Origin of the sequence: Massilia sp. Root133 (assembly GCF_001426525.1) — a bacterium.
Taxonomy (GTDB): Bacteria; Pseudomonadota; Gammaproteobacteria; order Burkholderiales; family Burkholderiaceae_D; genus Telluria; species Telluria orientalis.
The window spans coordinates 1-16500 of record NZ_LMEW01000019.1 but is presented as its reverse complement, the minus strand read 5'-3'; the positions used below and the strand labels follow the sequence as shown (position 1 = coordinate 16500).

At 66.3% G+C, this 16500-nt stretch carries 18 protein-coding genes; 12 read left to right on the top strand and 6 right to left on the bottom strand.

Annotated elements, in window-relative coordinates; all coding sequences use genetic code 11:
- Positions 1-131 precede the first annotated feature (131 nt).
- Positions 132-1181: a glycoside hydrolase family 5 protein gene (locus ASD28_RS15595; protein WP_082577538.1), complete on the top strand. Its 1050-nt coding sequence runs from the start codon at positions 132-134 to the stop codon at positions 1179-1181.
- 18 nt (positions 1182-1199) lie between these two features.
- Here the strand turns inward: ASD28_RS15595 and ASD28_RS15590 are convergent, their stop codons facing one another.
- From ASD28_RS15590 to ASD28_RS15580, 3 genes are read right to left on the bottom strand one after another with little or no spacing between them, the layout of a single operon-like run.
- The gene (locus ASD28_RS15590; RefSeq protein ID WP_156403930.1) at positions 1200-1799 is read right to left on the bottom strand and encodes a hypothetical protein; all 600 of its coding nucleotides are present in this window, start codon (positions 1797-1799) and stop codon (positions 1200-1202) included.
- Positions 1800-1821: 22 nt separating this feature from the next.
- On the bottom strand, positions 1822-3033 hold the full coding sequence (locus tag ASD28_RS15585) for an MFS transporter (RefSeq protein ID WP_056129647.1): 1212 nt from the start codon (positions 3031-3033) through the stop codon (positions 1822-1824).
- Between the two features lie 36 nt (positions 3034-3069).
- Entirely contained in the window at positions 3070-3600 is a 531-nt protein-coding gene (locus tag ASD28_RS15580; RefSeq protein ID WP_056129645.1) for a TetR/AcrR family transcriptional regulator, read from the bottom strand.
- Positions 3601-3739: 139 nt separating this feature from the next.
- On the opposite strand from ASD28_RS15580, the gene ASD28_RS15575 reads away from it, so the two are divergent.
- Entirely contained in the window at positions 3740-4408 is a 669-nt protein-coding gene (locus ASD28_RS15575) for a hypothetical protein (RefSeq protein ID WP_056129643.1), read from the top strand.
- Here ASD28_RS15575 and ASD28_RS15570 read toward each other — a convergent pair.
- Both ASD28_RS15570 and ASD28_RS15565 read right to left on the bottom strand, forming a co-directional pair.
- Entirely contained in the window at positions 4398-6485 is a 2088-nt protein-coding gene (locus tag ASD28_RS15570; protein WP_056129641.1) for a 3-hydroxyacyl-CoA dehydrogenase NAD-binding domain-containing protein, read from the bottom strand. The two genes, ASD28_RS15575 and ASD28_RS15570, sit on opposite strands and share 11 nt — an antisense overlap.
- 63 nt (positions 6486-6548) lie before the next feature.
- A complete protein-coding gene (locus ASD28_RS15565) occupies positions 6549-8201 on the bottom strand; it encodes a 3-(methylthio)propionyl-CoA ligase (RefSeq protein WP_056129639.1) in 1653 nt (550 codons plus the stop codon).
- 286 nt (positions 8202-8487) lie between these two features.
- Between ASD28_RS15565 and ASD28_RS15560 the strand changes: the two genes are divergently transcribed.
- The 10 genes from ASD28_RS15560 (at position 8488) to ASD28_RS15515 (ending at position 16349) form a co-directional block, all read left to right on the top strand.
- The gene (locus tag ASD28_RS15560) at positions 8488-9882 is read left to right on the top strand and encodes a YdiU family protein (RefSeq protein ID WP_056129636.1); all 1395 of its coding nucleotides are present in this window, start codon (positions 8488-8490) and stop codon (positions 9880-9882) included.
- Positions 9883-9903: 21 nt separating this feature from the next.
- The gene (msrB, locus tag ASD28_RS15555; RefSeq protein WP_056129633.1) at positions 9904-10299 is read left to right on the top strand and encodes a peptide-methionine (R)-S-oxide reductase MsrB; all 396 of its coding nucleotides are present in this window, start codon (positions 9904-9906) and stop codon (positions 10297-10299) included.
- A gap of 18 nt (positions 10300-10317) precedes the next feature.
- Positions 10318-10971: a septation protein A gene (locus ASD28_RS15550; RefSeq protein ID WP_056129630.1), complete on the top strand. Its 654-nt coding sequence runs from the start codon at positions 10318-10320 to the stop codon at positions 10969-10971.
- On the top strand, positions 10968-11243 hold the full coding sequence (locus tag ASD28_RS15545) for a BolA family transcriptional regulator (protein WP_036229424.1): 276 nt from the start codon (positions 10968-10970) through the stop codon (positions 11241-11243). The genes ASD28_RS15550 and ASD28_RS15545 overlap by 4 nt, the downstream gene beginning before the upstream one ends.
- Positions 11244-11356: 113 nt before the next feature.
- On the top strand, positions 11357-12148 hold the full coding sequence (locus tag ASD28_RS15540) for a peptidyl-prolyl cis-trans isomerase (protein WP_056129627.1): 792 nt from the start codon (positions 11357-11359) through the stop codon (positions 12146-12148).
- A 102-nt stretch (positions 12149-12250) separates the two neighbouring features.
- Positions 12251-13030 carry a peptidylprolyl isomerase gene (locus ASD28_RS15535; protein ID WP_056129624.1) on the top strand — a complete coding sequence of 260 codons (780 nt, stop codon included), beginning with the start codon at positions 12251-12253 and terminating at the stop codon, positions 13028-13030.
- Between the two features lie 85 nt (positions 13031-13115).
- Positions 13116-14408: a putative glycoside hydrolase gene (locus ASD28_RS15530; protein ID WP_056129622.1), complete on the top strand. Its 1293-nt coding sequence runs from the start codon at positions 13116-13118 to the stop codon at positions 14406-14408.
- Positions 14409-14541: 133 nt separating this feature from the next.
- Positions 14542-15453, top strand: coding sequence for a nucleoside hydrolase (locus ASD28_RS15525; RefSeq protein WP_200948987.1), 912 nt, complete (start codon positions 14542-14544; stop codon positions 15451-15453).
- A gap of 73 nt (positions 15454-15526) precedes the next feature.
- Positions 15527-15886: a DUF1304 domain-containing protein gene (locus tag ASD28_RS15520; RefSeq protein WP_056129620.1), complete on the top strand. Its 360-nt coding sequence runs from the start codon at positions 15527-15529 to the stop codon at positions 15884-15886.
- Positions 15887-15902: 16 nt separating this feature from the next.
- On the top strand, positions 15903-16349 hold the full coding sequence (locus ASD28_RS15515) for a GNAT family N-acetyltransferase (protein WP_056129616.1): 447 nt from the start codon (positions 15903-15905) through the stop codon (positions 16347-16349).
- 52 nt (positions 16350-16401) lie between these two features.
- Here ASD28_RS15515 and ASD28_RS31160 read toward each other — a convergent pair.
- Positions 16402-16500: IS3 family transposase (locus ASD28_RS31160; protein WP_156650903.1), on the bottom strand; the 99-nt coding region annotated here is incomplete at its 5' end.

Sequence of the window (16500 nt, the reverse complement as noted above, 5' to 3'; positions counted from 1 at the left end):
CCGTTTTTGAGCAATTTCCCAAAACCGGGCTCTGACCCCGGTTTTTGGAAATGTCTCGTTGTCACATGCTTGGCAAGGGGGCGAGATAGCGCTACCATCGACAAACACAACGATAACGATGGAGACTCTTCATGCTCAAGCTGCCGCGCCTCGCCGCCGCCGTCACGCTCGCCTTTGTCGCGCACGCCGCGCTTGCCGACGATCCCGCCCCCAACCCGCCGCCCGCCACGTCGCAGTTCAAGGAGATCTCGGCGCACGACCAGGTCCGGCAGCTGGGCCGCGGCGTCAACGTCATCGGCTACGATCCGTTCTGGCAGGATGGCGCCAGGGGCAATTACAAGGAGGAGCACTTCGCGAAGATCAAGGCGGCCGGGTTCTCGACCGTGCGCGTCGTGCTGTTCGCGTTCCGCGCCCTCGACGCGCAGAACCGCCTCGATCCGAAATGGCTGAACCGCCTCGACTGGGTCGTCGCCACGGCCACGAAGCACGGCCTCAGCGTGATCGTCGACGAACACGATTTCGACGACTGCTCGAAGGACGTCGCCGCCTGCATGCCGAAGCTGAAGGCCGTCTGGAGCCAGCTGGCGGAGCGCTACCGCAACGAGCCGAACACGGTCGTCTTCGAACTGCTCAACGAGCCGCACGGCCAGTTCGACGCGGCCACGTGGAACGCCAGCTTCCCGCAGGTGCTGGCCGTCATGCGCAAGACGAACCCCACGCGCAACGTCATCATCGGCGGCGTGCGCTGGAACAGCCGCGACACGCTGAAGGACCTGGCGCTGCCGGCCGCCGACAAGCACCTCATCGCCACGTTCCACTACTACGACCCGTTCCCGTTCACGCACCAGGGCGCGTCGTGGGCCGATGAACCGATCCGCTCGACGACGGGCATCCGCTTCGGCAAGCCGGCCGAGATCGCGCAGATCGACAAGGATTTCGCGGCCGTGAAAGCATGGAGCGATGCGAGCGGCCGCCCTGTCTTCCTCGGCGAATTCGGCGCCTACGACAAGGCCGCGATGGACGACCGCGTGCTGTGGACGTCGACCGTCGCGCGCACGGCCGAGAAATATGGCTTCGCGTGGGGCTATTGGCAGTTCTCCAGCGACTTCGTGCTGTACGACTTCAAGAAGAACGAGTTCGTGAAGCCGATCCTGAAGGCGCTGGTGCCGGCGACGCGCTAGTCCCGCAGGCGGGCGGCATCAGAATCGCTTCGTGCAGTTCCTGCGCACGCGTTTCCTGCCGCCCGCGTACGTCGTGTCGACGTGCTCGTAACACGAGAACGCGCCGGTGTCCCTGTCGTACAGTGGCCGCACGCTGTATTCGTTCGTCTTGACGAGCCGCCCCTTGCGCCAGCAATAGCGCTCGCCGCCGACATCGTCCGCCCCGCCTTTCCAGTCGCCCGTCACGCAGCCCGGATCGCGGCCGTCGACGCTGATATTGCCGATCGCCGACAGCGCCTCGTTGAACACGAAGCGTCCGCGCACGCGATCGTAGAGGTAGACCGTGCTGCTCGTATTGCCGATGGGTGCGACGTCGCTCGTCACGACGAGGTCCCGACAACCGTCGTTGTCCAGGTCCTGCGCGAACAGCCCGCCGTCGTCGCCGTAGTAATTCGTCACCCCGTCGAGCACCTGCACGGTCCGTGACGAGCGCGCGTCGACGACGTGGACGCTGCCCGCGGACCGCGCGTCCGCATCCTTCGGCACCCAGCGGAACGCGACCTGCTCGCCGCAACCTCGACCGGCCGCCAGGGCGGCCAAGGGAACAAGACACACCAGCAGAAGGATCGCTTTTTTCAACCAGCCCTCCATCGAGAATCGTTTACGCGGCCGGCGGCAATCCGGCCATCGCGCCGCTGCCCCACGCCCGCATCCGGTTCGCCGCCCACGCCGTCAGGATCGCGCCCGTCAGCAGCACGAGCCGCGTGTCGACGAGCGTCAGCACGGCGCCCGCCGCCGCCATCAGGATGTTCGCGAGGCAGAACGTCGTCGACAGCAGCCCCATGACGGCGCCCTGTCCGTGACCGCCGCCGAAGCGGTCCGCGGCCCACGCCTGCACGACGGCATTGTAGAACGCATGCGGCAGCCCGAACGCCATGATGCCCACGAGGCCCACCCACAGATGACCCACGCCGAGCGAGCCGATGGCCAGCGCCACGCACGCGGCCAGCCACGCCGCGCGGCGCATCGGTTCGGTGCGGCTCGCACGGCCGGCGAACAGCGCGGAACACGTCATCAGGCCGCACATGCCGACGTTGACGAGCGCGATCGCGCGCGTGTCGTAATGGCCCACCTCGACGAGCCACAGCGGATAGAACTCGTAGAACGCCGTCACGCCGCACGTGTACGCGAGCTGCACGCCGAACAGCGCGCGCAGGCCGTCGTGGCGCAGCAGGTTGAACGCGTGGCGTTCGCGCGCGACGCTCCACCACGACGGCCCGGCCGCGCGCGGCTTGCGTTCCAGCGCGAAGCCGACCAGCGCCGCGCCCAGCAGCAGCGCGCCCGCGGCGATGTAGAACGGGATCGTGAGGCCCCACGCGATCGTGAACCCGGCCAGCAGCGGCCCGACGAGCCAGCCCAGGTGCAGCGCGCCGTTCAGCCACGACAGCGCGTGATTGCGCAACGGGCCTTGCAGGCGGTCCGCGAGCATCGCGCGCACGATCGCGCTGTGGCCCTCCAGCAGGCCCGTGCCGAAGCGGGCGACGAGGAACAGCGGATAGGAGCGGCTCGCCAGCGCCCACGCCGTCAGCACGTGCCCGATGGCGGCGCCGACGGCCGTCACGAGCAGCAGCGGCCGGCGGCCGTAGCGGTCGGACAGCGACCCGAGCACCGCGGTGCCCAGCAGCAGGCCGATCGGGTTGACCATCAGCGCCAGCGCGAACAACAGCTTCGGCGGCAGGCCGAGGAAGTGCGTCAGGCTGTCCGGCGCGCCGTTCACGAACAGCGGCGGCAGGATGGGATAAGGCAGCGACGCGCCGGTCGTGGACAACAGTCCGAGCAGGCAGGCGGTCGCGATCAGGAGGGCGTTCTTCATGGCGGACAGCCTAGCACGGCGCGCACCCTGACCGCATCAGGGGCATTGGCCCGGCGTGGCCGCTGCGGCGGACAATCGCGCGAGTTCCTCGGCGAGCACTGGCGCCGGCACGCCGCCGCCCTGCATCCACAGTGCGAGCGCCGCGAACTGGCCTTCCGCGCACGCGAGCGCGCGCACGTCCGCGCGCGGGCCCACCACGCCGCGGGCACGCAACCCGGGCAAGATCCGCGCCGCCAGCAGGCGCGCGATGCGCGAGCGCAGCGGCTGTTCCAGCAGCACGCGCACCGCGCCGGACCGTTCGCGCACGTGTTCGATCAGCGCCAGCAGAGCCGCCGGATCGGGCGGATCGGCCGCCAGCACGCGCAGCGGCCAGTCCATCGACGCGGCCAGCAGGTCGTCCTTCGTACGGAAATGTTCGTACAAGGTGGAGCGGCCGAGATCGGCGCGCTCGGCCACCGCCGTCATCGCGACGGCGTCATAGCCCTCGGCCATCAGCAGTTCGATGAACGCCCCGACGGCGGCCTTGCGCGTGCGCTGCCGGCGCCGGTCTTGAACGACTTCTTCCATCGCATCTCCATGAGCGGACATCAGCGGGCGTAACCGGACGTCCAGGCGGTTTTGTCCGCTAACGGACGCCGCGGCCACACCATCCGCCAACGCGACGCCCGCCGCTGGTCCAATAGGGTTTTCGACCGAAAGGACCGCCATGATAGCAGCCGACCGCACGCCCCGTTCCATCCCGCCCGCCGCCTGGGCCCTCGCCTTCGCCGGCGCCGCGATGGTCGCCCTCCTGTTCCACCATCCGGTCGTCGCGCACGGCACGGGCTACGCCGACACGCTGGCCGCGCTCGTGCGCCTGGGCGACCGCGCCGCACGCGTGCACGGCGCCCTGTTCGTCGCCTGCGGTTTCCTGCTGTACGGCGTGATCGCGCTGGCGCAGACGCTCGGCCCGCGCCGTCCCGCCATCGTGTTCGGGGTCGCCTGCCATGCGCTGGGCTGCGCGGCCGTCGGCGGCGCGATGCTGGGCGACGGCTTCATCACGTCGAGACTCGCCAGGGTCGCCATCGAGCAGGGTTGGCCGCACGACGCCACGGCCGCGGTGTTCGCGCTGCTCGCCATCGCGATCCAGGTGCTGACCAAGGCGGGCCTGATCGGCATGGGCGTAGGCATGTGCTGCCTGTCGTGGGCCAGCCCGCGCGCAGCAGACGGCAAATGCACGCTGCTCGCCGCGCTGGCGCTGCCGGCGGGCCTGGGCACGGCGCTCGCGGCCGCGAGCGGCCTGCACATGCACCCGCATTCGCTGATGCTGCTGACGGGCGTGCAGGCGCTGTGGTACGCGGGCGCCGCGCTGACGTTATGGCGTGTCAGCCGTTGAAGCTCTTGCCCTCGCCCGCCAGGCGGACGAGCAGCGGCGCCGGCGTCCACGCCTCGCCGTGGTAGCCGCGCGCATACTTCTCGACGGCCGCCAGCACGGTCGGCAGGCCGACCGTGTCCGCATAAAACATCGGGCCGCCGCGGAACAGCGGGAAGCCGTAGCCGGACAGGTAGACCATGTCGACGTCGGATGCGCGCAGCGCGATGCCCTCTTCCAGGATCCGCGCGCCCTCGTTGACCAGCGCGTACACGAGGCGCTCGACGATCTCCTCGTCGGAGATGGCGCGGCGCTCAATGCCCAGGTCCTGCGAATGCCGCACGATCATGTCGTCGACCCACGGCGACGGCCGCGGCGTGCGGTCGCCCGCCTGGTAGTCGTACCAGCCGGCGCCCGTCTTCTGGCCGAAGCGGCCCTGTTCGCACAGCAGGTCGGCCGTCTTCGAATACTTCAGGTCCGGCGACTCCACGGCGCGGCGCTTGCGGATGTACCAGCCGACGTCGTTGCCGGCCAGGTCGCCCATGCGGAACGGTCCCATCGCGAAGCCGAAGGCCTCGATGGCCGCGTCGACCTGCTGCGGCAGCGCGCCTTCGTCCAGCAGGAAGCCCGCCTGGCGGATGTACTGCTCGACCATGCGGTTGCCGATGAAGCCGTCGCACACGCCGGCGACGACGCCCGTCTTCCTGATCTTCTTCGCCAGCGCCAGCGCGGTCGCCAGCACGTCCTTGCCGGTCGCCGCGCCGCGCACGATTTCCAGCAGCTTCATCACGTTGGCGGGGCTGAAGAAGTGCAGGCCGATGACGTCCTGCGGGCGCGCCGTGAACGCGGCGATGCGGTTCAGGTCCAGGGTCGACGTGTTCGACGCGAGAATGGCGCCCGGCTTCATCGCCGCATCCAGCTGACGGAACACGGACGCCTTCACGTCCATGTCTTCGAACACGGCTTCGATGACGATGTCCGCCTGGGCGATGTCGGCGTAATCCAGCGTGCCGCGGATGAGATCCACGCGCTGCCCGGCCTTGTCCGCCGCCAGCTTGCCCTTCCTGACCGTGTTCTCGTAATTCATGCGGATGGTGGCCAAGCCCTTGTCGAGCGCTTCCTGCTTCGTCTCGAGGATCGTCACGGGAATGCCGGCGTTCGCGAAATTCATCGCGATGCCGCCGCCCATCGTGCCGGCGCCGACGACGGCCGCGCTGCGGATCGCGCGAACGGGCGTGTCGGCCGGGACATCCGGCACCTTGCTCGCGGCGCGCTCCGCGAAGAACGCATGGCGCAGCGCCTTCGATTCCGTCGTCTGCGTGAGATGGATGAAGCGCTCGCGCTCGAATTTCAGGCCCTCTTCGAATGGCTTTTCGACGGACGCCGCGACGGTCTCCACGCATTCGACGGGCGCCGGGAACGGCCCCGCCGCCACTTTTACGCGGGCCCGCGCGGCAGCCAGGAAGCCTGCCGCATCCGGATGCCCGACCTGGCGGTCGCGCACCTTCGGCAGCGGCCGCACGCCGGCGACGCGGCGCGCGAACGCGATCGCGCCCGCGACGAGGTCGGAGCCGGCCGGAAGCAATTCGTCGAACAGCAGGGTGCCGGCCAGCTTGTCGGACAGCACCGGCGTGCCCGTCACGATCATGTCCAGCGCCGTCTCCAGGCCCAGCACGCGCGGCAGGCGCTGCGTGCCGCCGGCGCCCGGCAGCAGGCCCAGCTTCACTTCCGGCAGCGCGATCTGCGCACCCGGCAGCGCCACGCGGTAGTTGGCGCCCAGCGCCAGTTCCAGGCCGCCGCCCATGCACACCGTGTGGATCGCGGCGACGACGGGCTTCGCCGAATTCTCGACCGTACGGATCAGCGTATGCAGGGTCGGTTCCGTGAGCGCCTTGGGCGAGTTGAACTCGCGGATGTCGGCACCGCCCGAAAACGCCTTGCCGGCGCCGGTGATGACGATGGCCTTGACGGCCGGATCCTGCGCAGCGCGATCGAGGCCTTCGACGGCGGCGGTGCGCGTCGCGAGGCCGAGGCCATTGACGGGCGGGTTGTTCAGCGTGATGACGGCGACGTCGTCGATGACCTGGTAGTCGGCGCTCATGGGTCTCCTTGCATGGGTGTGATTGTCGGTGGCGACAATATAACCGTTAAAAGAACGGTCGTGTTATTTTTGGCACGCGCCGGGCAGGCGGTAGTCGCGGAACTGCTCGCGCAAGCGGTTCTTCTGGATCTTGCCGGTCGCCCCGGTCGGCAGGGACTCCACGAACAGCACGTCGTCCGGCATCCAGAATTTCGCCACCTTCCCATCGAAGAACCGCAGCAGCTCCTCGCGTGTCACCTCGGCTTCCGGCCGCCGCACGACGACGAGCACGGGACGCTCGTCCCACTTCGGATGCCGCACGCCGATGCACGCGGCCTGCAGCACGGCCGGGTGCGCCATCGCGATGTTCTCGAGGTCGATCGATCCGATCCACTCGCCGCCGGACTTGATGACGTCCTTGCTGCGGTCCGTGATCTGCATGTAGCCGTCCGCGTCGATGGTCGCCACGTCGCCGGTCGGGAACCAGCCGTCCTGCAGCACGTCGCCGCCCTCGTCGCGGAAGTAGCGCGAGATGATCCACGGACCTTTTACAAGCAGGTGACCGAAGGTAAGGCCGTCCCAGGGCAGCTCGTTGCCGGCGTCGTCGACGATCTTCATGTCGACGCCGAAGATGGCGTGGCCCTGCTTGCGCAGCACGGCGCGCTGCCCGGCGACGGGCAGGTCGCGGTGCCGCGCCAGCAGGCCGCACGTCGTGCCGAGCGGCGACATCTCCGTCATGCCCCAGGCGTGGATGACCTCGATGCCGAAGTGGTCGATCAGGGTGTCCATCAGCGCGGGCGGGCACGCGGCGCCGCCGATGACCGTGCGGCGGAACGTCGAGAACGTGAGCCGGTTCTGCAGCGCGTAATTGACCAGGCCGAGCCAGACGGTCGGCACGCCCGCCGAGAACGTGACGCCCTCGGCCTCGAACAGGTCGTACAGCGACTTGCCGTCCAGCGCCGCGCCGGGCAGCACCAGCTTCGCGCCGGACAGCAGCACGGAATACGGCAGGCCCCACGCGTTCACATGGAACATCGGGACGACGGGCAGCACGACGTCGCGCCCGGCCACGTTCAGGGCGTTGGGCATCGCGGACGCGTACGCATGCAGCACGGTCGACCGGTGCGAATACAGCGCCCCCTTCGGATTGCCGGTCGTGCCGGACGTATAGCACAGCGACGCAGCCGCACGCTCGTCGAGTTCGGGCCATTCATAGTCTTCCGCCGCCGCGGCGAGCAGGTCTTCGTAGCACAGCAGGTTCGGCATGCTGCCGTCGGACGGCATGTGCGCCCGGTCGCTCATCAGCACGAACGCCTTCACCGTCGGGCACAGCGGTGCGATCGCCGCCACCAGCGGCAGGAACGTCAGGTCGAAGAACAGCAGCTGGTCGTCGGCGTGGTTGACGATGTACGCGATCTGCTCGGGATGCAGGCGCGGATTGATCGTGTGCAGCACGGCACCCGCGCCGGACACACCGTAATACAGTTCCAGGTGCCGGTAGCCGTTCCACGCCAGCGTGCCGACGCGCTCGCCCAGCGCGATGCCCTGCGCCCGCAGGACGTTCGCCACGCGCCGCGCCCGCGCTTCGCACTCGCGCACCGTGTAGCGGTGCATGTCGCCCTCGACCCGGCGCGAGACGATCTCGCTGCCGCCGTAATGCCGCGCGGCGAACCGGATGATGCTGGAGATTAACAGGGGCTGGTCCATCATCCGGCCCATCAACGGAACAGGTGTCATCGGTCTCTCGGGGTTGCTTGCGGGAAGTCGAGTTTCGAACGCTCGTACGGAAAACGTCAACGACATTCGATGCTGCACTGCAGCAGGTGACATTACCAAACGGTTACGGAATGTAACCCGGATAGGCCGCGCACGTCTTGCGCCCATAGAATCCGCGCGTGTGCGGTAAAATCCGCGCACGAAGAACCAATCAACCCGAGGAAGCGTTATCAGCACCCGCACCGCCGACGATCTGCCATTCGACAATGCCTTTGCCGAACTGCCGCCCGCGTTTTATACGCGCCTGATGCCGACGCCCCTGCCCGCGCCCTACTTCGTCGCGGCCAGCGCGCCGGCTGCGCGGCTTGTCGGGCTCGACGCCGCCGACCTCGCGCACGAGGATATCGTCGCCGTCTTCACGGGCAACCACGTCCCGCCCCGCTCGCAGCCGCTGGCCGCCGTCTATTCCGGCCACCAGTTCGGCCACTGGGCCGGCCAGCTGGGCGACGGCCGCGCGATCCTGCTGGGCGACATCGACGGTCCCGAGGGCCGCATGGAACTCCAGCTGAAGGGCGCGGGCATGACGCCGTACTCGCGCATGGGCGACGGCCGCGCCGTGCTGCGCTCGTCGATCCGCGAATTCCTGTGCTCGGAGGCGATGGCCGCCCTCGGCATTCCGACGACCCGCGCGCTGATGGTGACGGGTTCGAACAAGAGCGTGATCCGCGAAACGATGGAGACGGCCGCCGTCGTCACCCGCATGGCGCCGTCGTTCGTGCGCTTCGGTTCCTTCGAGCACTGGCGCTACCGCGACAAGCCGGAAGAACTGCGCACCCTGGCCGACTACGTCATCAAGACGTTCTATCCAGACCTGGCCGGCGCCCCCAATCCCTATCTCGCCCTGCTCGAGGAAGTCACGCGCCGCACGGCGCGGATGATCGCGCACTGGCAATCCGTCGGCTTCATGCATGGCGTGATGAACACGGACAATATGTCGATCCTGGGGCTCACGCTGGACTACGGCCCGTTCGGCTTCATGGAAGCGTTCGACGTCGACCACATCTGCAACCACACGGACCAGGGCGGGCGCTATTCGTACGCGAACCAGGTGCCCGTCGGCCACTGGAACTGCTATGCGCTGGCCAACGCGCTGCTGCCGCTGATCGAGGACCAGGAAGCGGCGCAGGCCGCCCTGGACGTGTACGTCGACGCCTACGGCGAAAAGTTCGATCAACTGCTGCACGCCAAGCTCGGGCTCAAGTCGACGCAAGAGAACGACCGCGCGCTGGCCGACGACATGTTCAAGCTCATGCAGGCGAACCACGTCGACTTCACACTGTTCTTCCGCCGCTTGGGCGACCTGCGGCTGGAAGAACCCGAAGCGGATGCGCCGCTGCGCGACCTGTTCCTCGACCGCCCCGCGTTCGACGCGTGGGCCGCCGGGTACCGCGCGCGGCTGCGCCAGGAGGACAGTGTCGACGCCGAGCGCCGGCTTGCGATGCACGCCGTCAACCCCAAATACGTACTGCGCAACTACCTGGCCCAGGTGGCCATCGAAAAGGCGCAGAATGGCGACTTTGACGAAGTGCGCAGGCTGCTCGGTGTGCTCGAGCGTCCGTTCGACGTACAGCCCGGGAACGACGCCTACGCGGCACTGCCGCCGGACTGGGCATCGCACCTCGAGGTGAGCTGCTCTTCCTGAAACGATGAAAAACGAGGGATCATGACCGACAAAGTGACGAAAACCGACGCCGAATGGCGCACCCAGCTGGACCCGATGGAATACCAGGTCACCCGCCACGCGGCGACCGAGCGCGCGTTCACGGGCAAGTACTGGGACCACCATGAGCACGGCATCTACCACTGCGTGTGCTGCGACACGCCGCTGTTCGAATCGGACGCGAAATTCGAATCCGGCTGCGGCTGGCCCAGCTATTTCAAGGCCCTCGATCCGGACAACGTGATCGAGAAGGTCGACAGGACTCATGGCATGGTGCGCACGGAAATCATCTGCGCCGTCTGCGATGCCCACCTGGGCCACGTATTCCCGGACGGCCCGCCGCCGACCGGCCTGCGCTATTGCATCAACTCGGCCGCGCTCCGCTTCGAGCCGATCTGAACCAGGGGCAACGTACCGATGAAATTCCTGTTCGACCTGTTCCCGGTCATCCTCTTCTTCCTCGTCTATAAGGTCGCGGATGGCCACCAGGACGCGGCGCATGCGCTCGTCCAGCAGTACATGGGCGCCCTGATCTCCGGCGGCAGCGTCACGCCCGACCAGTCGCCGATCATCCTCGCCTCCGCGGTCGGCATCATCGCGACCATCCTGCAGATCCTGTACCTGCTGGCGCGCGGCCGCAAGGTGGACGGCATGCTGTGGTTGTCGCTCGGCGTCATCGTCGTGACGGGCGGCGCGACCATTTATTTCCACGATCCGGACTTCATCAAGTGGAAGCCGACGATCCTGTACTGGGCCTTCGCGCTGGCGCTGTTCGTCGCGCAGGTCGGCTTCCGCAACAACCTGATGCGCAAGGTAATGGAAGCGCAGATCCGCCTGCCGGACGCCGTCTGGGCCAAGGTCGGCTATGCATGGATGGGGTTCTTCGCCGCCATCGGCGTGCTGAACCTGGTGATGGCCTTCATCGTCTTCAAGGGCAACACGGGCGCGTGGGTGAACTTCAAGCTGTTCGGCATCACGGGCATCTTCTTCGCGTTCATCGTCATCCAGACCCTGATGCTGTCGAAGTACATCGAAGAACATGAACAGCCGCAGGGCAAGGGAGACGCATGATGGATGACCGCGTGGAACGCATCCGGCAGTCGCTCGACGCCGCATTGAGCCCGTCCGTACTGGAGGTCGGCGACGATTCGCACCTGCACGCAGGGCACCCCGGCGCGGCCTCCGGCGGGGGGCATTACCGAGTGAAAATCGTTTCCGAACGCTTCGAGGGACTGAGACTGGTCATGCGACATCGACTGGTATATGATGCCGTGCAAGGTATGATGCACACCGACATACATGCCCTGGCGATTACCGCCGTCGCGCCTTCGGAGCAGTCGTGACGCGTGTTTTTCGGAAGTCTTAAGTGAGATGTAAGTAAGTCGATCCAGAATCCGCTACGCACTACAAAAACTAATCAAATCTTCGTCCAAGCAACCCCCTCACAGGAAACAAAATGACTTTTAAGCCAGCACGGCTGCTGTTAGCCCTGATCGCTATCGCCGCATCGTTTGCGTACTCGCCTTCGTTTGCACAGAACCTCGCCGTGGTGAACGGCAAAGCCATTCCGTCGTCGCGCGCCGACGCGATCGTCAAGCAGGTCGTGGCGCAAGGCCAGGGCACCGACAGCCCGCAACTGCGTGACGCGATCAAGAAGGACCTGATCTCGCGCGAAGTGATGATGCAGGAAGCGATCAAGCAAGGCTACGACAAGAATCCTGAAGTCAAGGCGGCATTGGAGAACGCCCGCCAGACCATCGTGATCAACGCCCTCGCGCGCGACTACATCACGAAGCACCCGGTGTCCGACGCCGAAGTGAAGGCCGAGTACGACCGCTTCGCGAAGCAGACCGGCGACAAGGAATACCACGTGCGTCATATCCTGTTCGCGACCGAAGACGAAGCGAAGGCAGCCATCGCCAAGCTGAAAGGCGGCGCCAAGTTCGAAGACCTCGCCAAGGGATCGAAAGACACCGGCACCGCCAACAACGGCGGCGACCTGGATTGGGCCAGCCCGTCGTCGTTCCCGCCGGAATTCGCAGCGGGCTTCACCAACCTGCAGAAAGGCGCGATCACCGACACCCCGGTCAAGACCCAGGTGGGCTACCACGTGATCAAGCTGGACGACGTCCGTCCGGCCAAGCTGCCGACGCTGGACGAAGTCAAGCCGCAGATCTCCGAAGCGCTGACCCAGCAAAAGCTGGCCGCGTATCAAGAGGAAATGGTCAAGAAGGCAAAGGTACAGTAACATTGCAGCGCCGGCGGCTTCGCCCGCCGGTTTTCGTCGCCACGGCGACATTTCGTGTTGACCACCGGATCACCACCACCGGTTTTAGATAGGATCGAATAAATGATTGTGAAGCCAGCCCGCCTGTTGTTAGCCATGACCGCGATGGTAGCCCTGCCGTCGTTCGCGCAGAACGTTGCGACCGTCAATGGCAAGCCCATCCCCGCGGCCAAGGTTGACCAGGTGGTCAAGCAGGTCGTCGCCCAGGGCAAGGCAACCGATTCCCCGCAACTGCGCGAGGCAATCAAGAAGGACCTGATCGGCCGCGAAGTCCTGATCCAGGAAGCCGACAAGCAAGGCGTCGGCACCCGTCCGGACGTCAAGAACGCAATCGACAACGCCCGCCAGAGCATCATCATCAATGCGATGCTGGCCGACTACATCAAGAAGAACCCGGTCAAGGACGCCGACATCAAGGCCGAGTACGACAAGTACAAGGCGCAGATGGGCGACAAGGAATACCACGCCCGTCACATCCTGGTCGGCACGGAAGACGAAGCCAAGCAGATCATCGCCAAGCTGAAGGGCGGCGCCAAGTTCGAAGACCTGGCCAAGCAGTCGAAAGACCCGGGCTCGGCAGCGAACGGCGGCGACCTGGACTGGGCAAGCCCGGCCTCGTTCGTGCCTGAGTTCTCGAAGGCCATGACGTCGCTGAACAAAGGCCAGATCACCGAGACCCCGGTCAAGACGCAATACGGCTACCACGTGATCAAGCTGGAAGACGTCCGCGCCGCCAAGATCCCGCCGCTGGAAGAAGTCAAGCAGCAGGTCGCGGAATCGCTGCAGCAGCGCAAGCTGGCCGCGTTCCGTGAAGAGCTGATGAAGAAGGCCAAGATCCAGTAATCAGGTCACACCTGAACAAAGCGCTCCTCGTGGGCGCTTTTTTTTGACCAATTTGTTCGACCAAACAACAAAACGAGAGACGCCCATGAAACTTTCTCATTCCGCCGTACTGATCCTGTCCGCCCTGGCCGCCAGCGCGGCGACGGCAGCCGCCTCCCTGCCCCTCTACGTCGGCCAGCCGCTCGCCGGCGCCAAAGTCATGTTCGGCGACTTCGACGTGCAAAAGCCGCTGGACGGCGACGCCGGCCGCATGGACGACGACCCGAAGCTGAAGAACGCCGTCGTCGAAGCCCGCCGCACCAGCAAGGATGCGGCCGGCGACGCGCTCGGCCTGACGTGGAAGGACGCGTGGTTCTCGACCGTGCGCGTGGAGAGCGCACCGCTCGACCTGCGCCCCTACCTGGCCAAGGGCACGGTCTCGTTCGACCTGAAGGTGAACGAGCTGGCGAAGGGCGGCCTGAGCGTCCGTATGGACTGCGGCAACAACTGCGAGCGCAAGGTCGGCAACGTGATCCCCGCGCGCGCCGCCCAGGGCAAGGGCTGGCAGCACCTGAGCTACGCGCTGTCGTGCTTCCATCACAAAGGCGACGACTTCAGCGCGGTGACGAAACCGTTCGCGCTGGACGGCACGGGCGCCGGCGACGTCGAGATCGCCAATATCCGCATCGACCCGGCCGGCAAGCCGAACCAGACGTGCCCCGACTACCGCACGGCCAGCGTGACGCCGGAGCCGCTGAACGAGTCGTGGTCCATCGACTGGTGGATGCCGCGCCATGAAGAGAAACTGGCCGAGATTGCGCGCCGCAAGGCCGCCGGCGAGCGCACGGACCTCGTCTTCATCGGCGACTCCATCACGCACCATTGGGAAAAAGAGCAGCCGGAGCTCTTCAAAGCGTTCTACGGCAAGTACAATCCGCTGGACCTGGGCTATGGCGGCGACCGCACGGAAAACGTCCTGTGGCGCCTCCAGCATGGCGAGATCGACGGCATCGATCCGAAGGTCACCGTGCTGATGATCGGCACCAACAATACGGGCCACCGCGCCGAGGCGCCGGAACTGATCTTCGCCGGCATCAAGCGCGACGTCGCGGAGATCCGCAAGCGCCTGCCGAAGACGAAGCTCCTGCTCCTGGCGATCTTCCCGCGCGGCGAGAAACCGGACGACGGACAACGGGTGAACAACGAGAAGGTCAACGCGATGCTGCCGAAGCTGGCCGACAACCAGCACGTGTTCTTCCTGAACATGAACAAGGCGTTCCTGGCGCCGGACGGCACGCTGTCGAAGGACATCATGCCGGACCTGCTGCATCCGAATGCCGAAGGCTACAAGATCTGGCAGCGCGCGATGCAGCCGGAGCTGGACAAGCTGATGCGCTGAGGACCAGGGCCCCGTGGATACCACCACCGTTCCGTTCCTTCGCCGCCGGGCCATCCTGCGTGCGGGCGTGGCCGCTGCGGCACTCCTGGGGGCCCGATCCGCCCCTGCGCTTACCGCTGTACCGCGGCAGCGCGTGATCGTCGACAACGATTTCTCGGGCGATCCCGACGGCCTGTTCCAGCTGGCGCACCACCTGGCCTCGCCATCGGTCGAGATTCCCTTCGTGATCGGTTCCCACATCCACACGGGCGACTTTCTCGACGGCTCGACGCGACAACCGGAGAACGCCGTTGCCAAGGTGCGCGAGCTGTATGCGACGATGCGCCTGCCCGGACAACCGCCCGTCATCGCGGGCCGTGGCACGGCGTTGTCGAACGGTGAGCTGCCGGACATGACCGAGGCGGCCCGCGGCATCATCGCCGAAGCGACGCGTACGAATACGAAGTTGCCGCTCTATTATGCCGCCGGCGCCGGCCTGACAGACCTCGCGACGGCGTTGATGCTGGCACCGCGGATAAGCCGCAACCTGAAGCTCGTGTGGATCGGCGGGATGGAGCACGGCGACCTGCTACCGGGCGTTCCGCCACGCCACGACGCGGAATACAACCTCACCATCGATACGGTGGCCGCCCAGTGGGTGTTCAATCATAGCGATGTCGAGATCTGGCAGGTGCCGCGCAACGTGTACCGCCAGCTCATCGTCAGTCACGCGGAACTCGGCGCCGGCTTGCGCGACGCGGGCAAGCTCGGGACGTTCCTGATCCGGCAGCTGGAACGTGTAACCGCCCTCATGAAGGACGGCCTGGGCGAAACCTACATCCTTGGCGACAGCCCGCTCGTGACCCTCACCGCGTTGCAGTCGTCGTTCGAACCGGACAGCGCGTCGAGCGCCTACGTCGTGCGCCCGACACCGCGCCTGGCGGACGACGGGCGGTACGTCGCGAATCCCAATGGCCGGCCCATGCGCGTGTACCAGACGATCGATACCCGGCTTACGTTCGCCGACATGGTTGCGAAGTTCGCGCAGGTGGGGCGCGTACAGTGAGCAGATGCAGTTTGGAAACCCAAGCGCTTCCGGATGCGGTAGAGTACTTGCATTACCATCTTGCCGAACACGCATGCTGCTCATCGCCACCCTCCTCACCGCCATCGTCATCGCCATCCACGTCTACATCGTGCTGATCGAGACCGTCCTGTTCCGCACGCGCGGCAGGAAGGTGTTCGGCATCAAGGAAGACAGGGTGGACGCGCTCGCGCCGCTGATGTCGAACCAGGGTTGCTACAACGGCTTCCTGGTGGCGAGCCTGGCGGTGGGACTGCTGCACCCGAATCCGGCGATCGGGCGCGCATTCGCCGTGTTCGGGCTCGTGTGCGTGGCCGTCGCGGGCGTCTGGGGTGCGGCGACGGTGTCGCGCCGCATCCTCTTCGTCCAGACCGTGCCGGCCGCGCTGGCGCTGGCCGCATGGCTGGCGGCCTGACGCGGAGCGTACGCCGATGCTGAACTGGACTAAAGACACCTACCTGGTCTCGACCGACGACAGCCTCCTGCAGCTCGACGTCATTCACCAGAACCTCACCCGGACCACCTGGGCCGCGGGCATCGACGAGGCGACGGTACGCAACGCCATCGCGCACAGCCTCAACTTCGGCCTGTACGACGACGGCCGGCAGATCGGCTACGCCCGTTTCATCACCGACCGTGCGACGTTTGCCTACATGGCGGACGTGTTCGTCATCGAGGCGTATCGCGGCAAGGGACTGGGGCGGTGGCTCGTCGAATGCATGCTGGCGTATCCCGGCGTCGAACGCTACCGCCGGCTGCTGCTGGCGACGACGAGCGCGCCCTGGCTGTACGAGAAGCTCGGGTTCACGACGCCCGACAATCCGAAGCTCTTCTGGCACATCAACCGGCCCGGGATCTACCGACAGCGGCCGGAATGAAAAAGCGCTGCCGAAGGTGAACTGACCCCATAAAGTTGGACGGTTTAGTTCCCTAGGCAGCCAAGGCCTGGGCCCTGTACTGAACAGGGCTCAGGCCTTTTAGTTTGAGCTTGATTCGGTCGTGATTGTAATAGTGGATGTAGTCGGCCAA

What these genes read in the sequence shown, in the direction of transcription:
- ASD28_RS15595 (WP_082577538.1), top strand. Translation starts at nt 132, where the DNA reads ATGCTCAAGCTGCCGCGCCTCGCCGCCGCCGTCACGCTCGCCTTTGTC.
- ASD28_RS15585 (WP_056129647.1), bottom strand. Translation starts at nt 3,033, where the DNA reads ATGAAGAACGCCCTCCTGATCGCGACCGCCTGCCTGCTCGGACTGTTG.
- ASD28_RS15580 (WP_056129645.1), bottom strand. Translation starts at nt 3,600, where the DNA reads ATGGAAGAAGTCGTTCAAGACCGGCGCCGGCAGCGCACGCGCAAGGCC.
- ASD28_RS15575 (WP_056129643.1), top strand. Translation starts at nt 3,740, where the DNA reads ATGATAGCAGCCGACCGCACGCCCCGTTCCATCCCGCCCGCCGCCTGG.
- ASD28_RS15570 (WP_056129641.1), bottom strand. Translation starts at nt 6,485, where the DNA reads ATGAGCGCCGACTACCAGGTCATCGACGACGTCGCCGTCATCACGCTG.
- ASD28_RS15565 (WP_056129639.1), bottom strand. Translation starts at nt 8,201, where the DNA reads ATGACACCTGTTCCGTTGATGGGCCGGATGATGGACCAGCCCCTGTTA.
- ASD28_RS15560 (WP_056129636.1), top strand. Translation starts at nt 8,488, where the DNA reads ATGCCGACGCCCCTGCCCGCGCCCTACTTCGTCGCGGCCAGCGCGCCG.
- msrB (WP_056129633.1), top strand. Translation starts at nt 9,904, where the DNA reads ATGACCGACAAAGTGACGAAAACCGACGCCGAATGGCGCACCCAGCTG.
- ASD28_RS15550 (WP_056129630.1), top strand. Translation starts at nt 10,318, where the DNA reads ATGAAATTCCTGTTCGACCTGTTCCCGGTCATCCTCTTCTTCCTCGTC.
- ASD28_RS15545 (WP_036229424.1), top strand. Translation starts at nt 10,968, where the DNA reads ATGATGGATGACCGCGTGGAACGCATCCGGCAGTCGCTCGACGCCGCA.
- ASD28_RS15540 (WP_056129627.1), top strand. Translation starts at nt 11,357, where the DNA reads ATGACTTTTAAGCCAGCACGGCTGCTGTTAGCCCTGATCGCTATCGCC.
- ASD28_RS15535 (WP_056129624.1), top strand. Translation starts at nt 12,251, where the DNA reads ATGATTGTGAAGCCAGCCCGCCTGTTGTTAGCCATGACCGCGATGGTA.
- ASD28_RS15530 (WP_056129622.1), top strand. Translation starts at nt 13,116, where the DNA reads ATGAAACTTTCTCATTCCGCCGTACTGATCCTGTCCGCCCTGGCCGCC.
- ASD28_RS15520 (WP_056129620.1), top strand. Translation starts at nt 15,527, where the DNA reads ATGCTGCTCATCGCCACCCTCCTCACCGCCATCGTCATCGCCATCCAC.
- ASD28_RS15515 (WP_056129616.1), top strand. Translation starts at nt 15,903, where the DNA reads ATGCTGAACTGGACTAAAGACACCTACCTGGTCTCGACCGACGACAGC.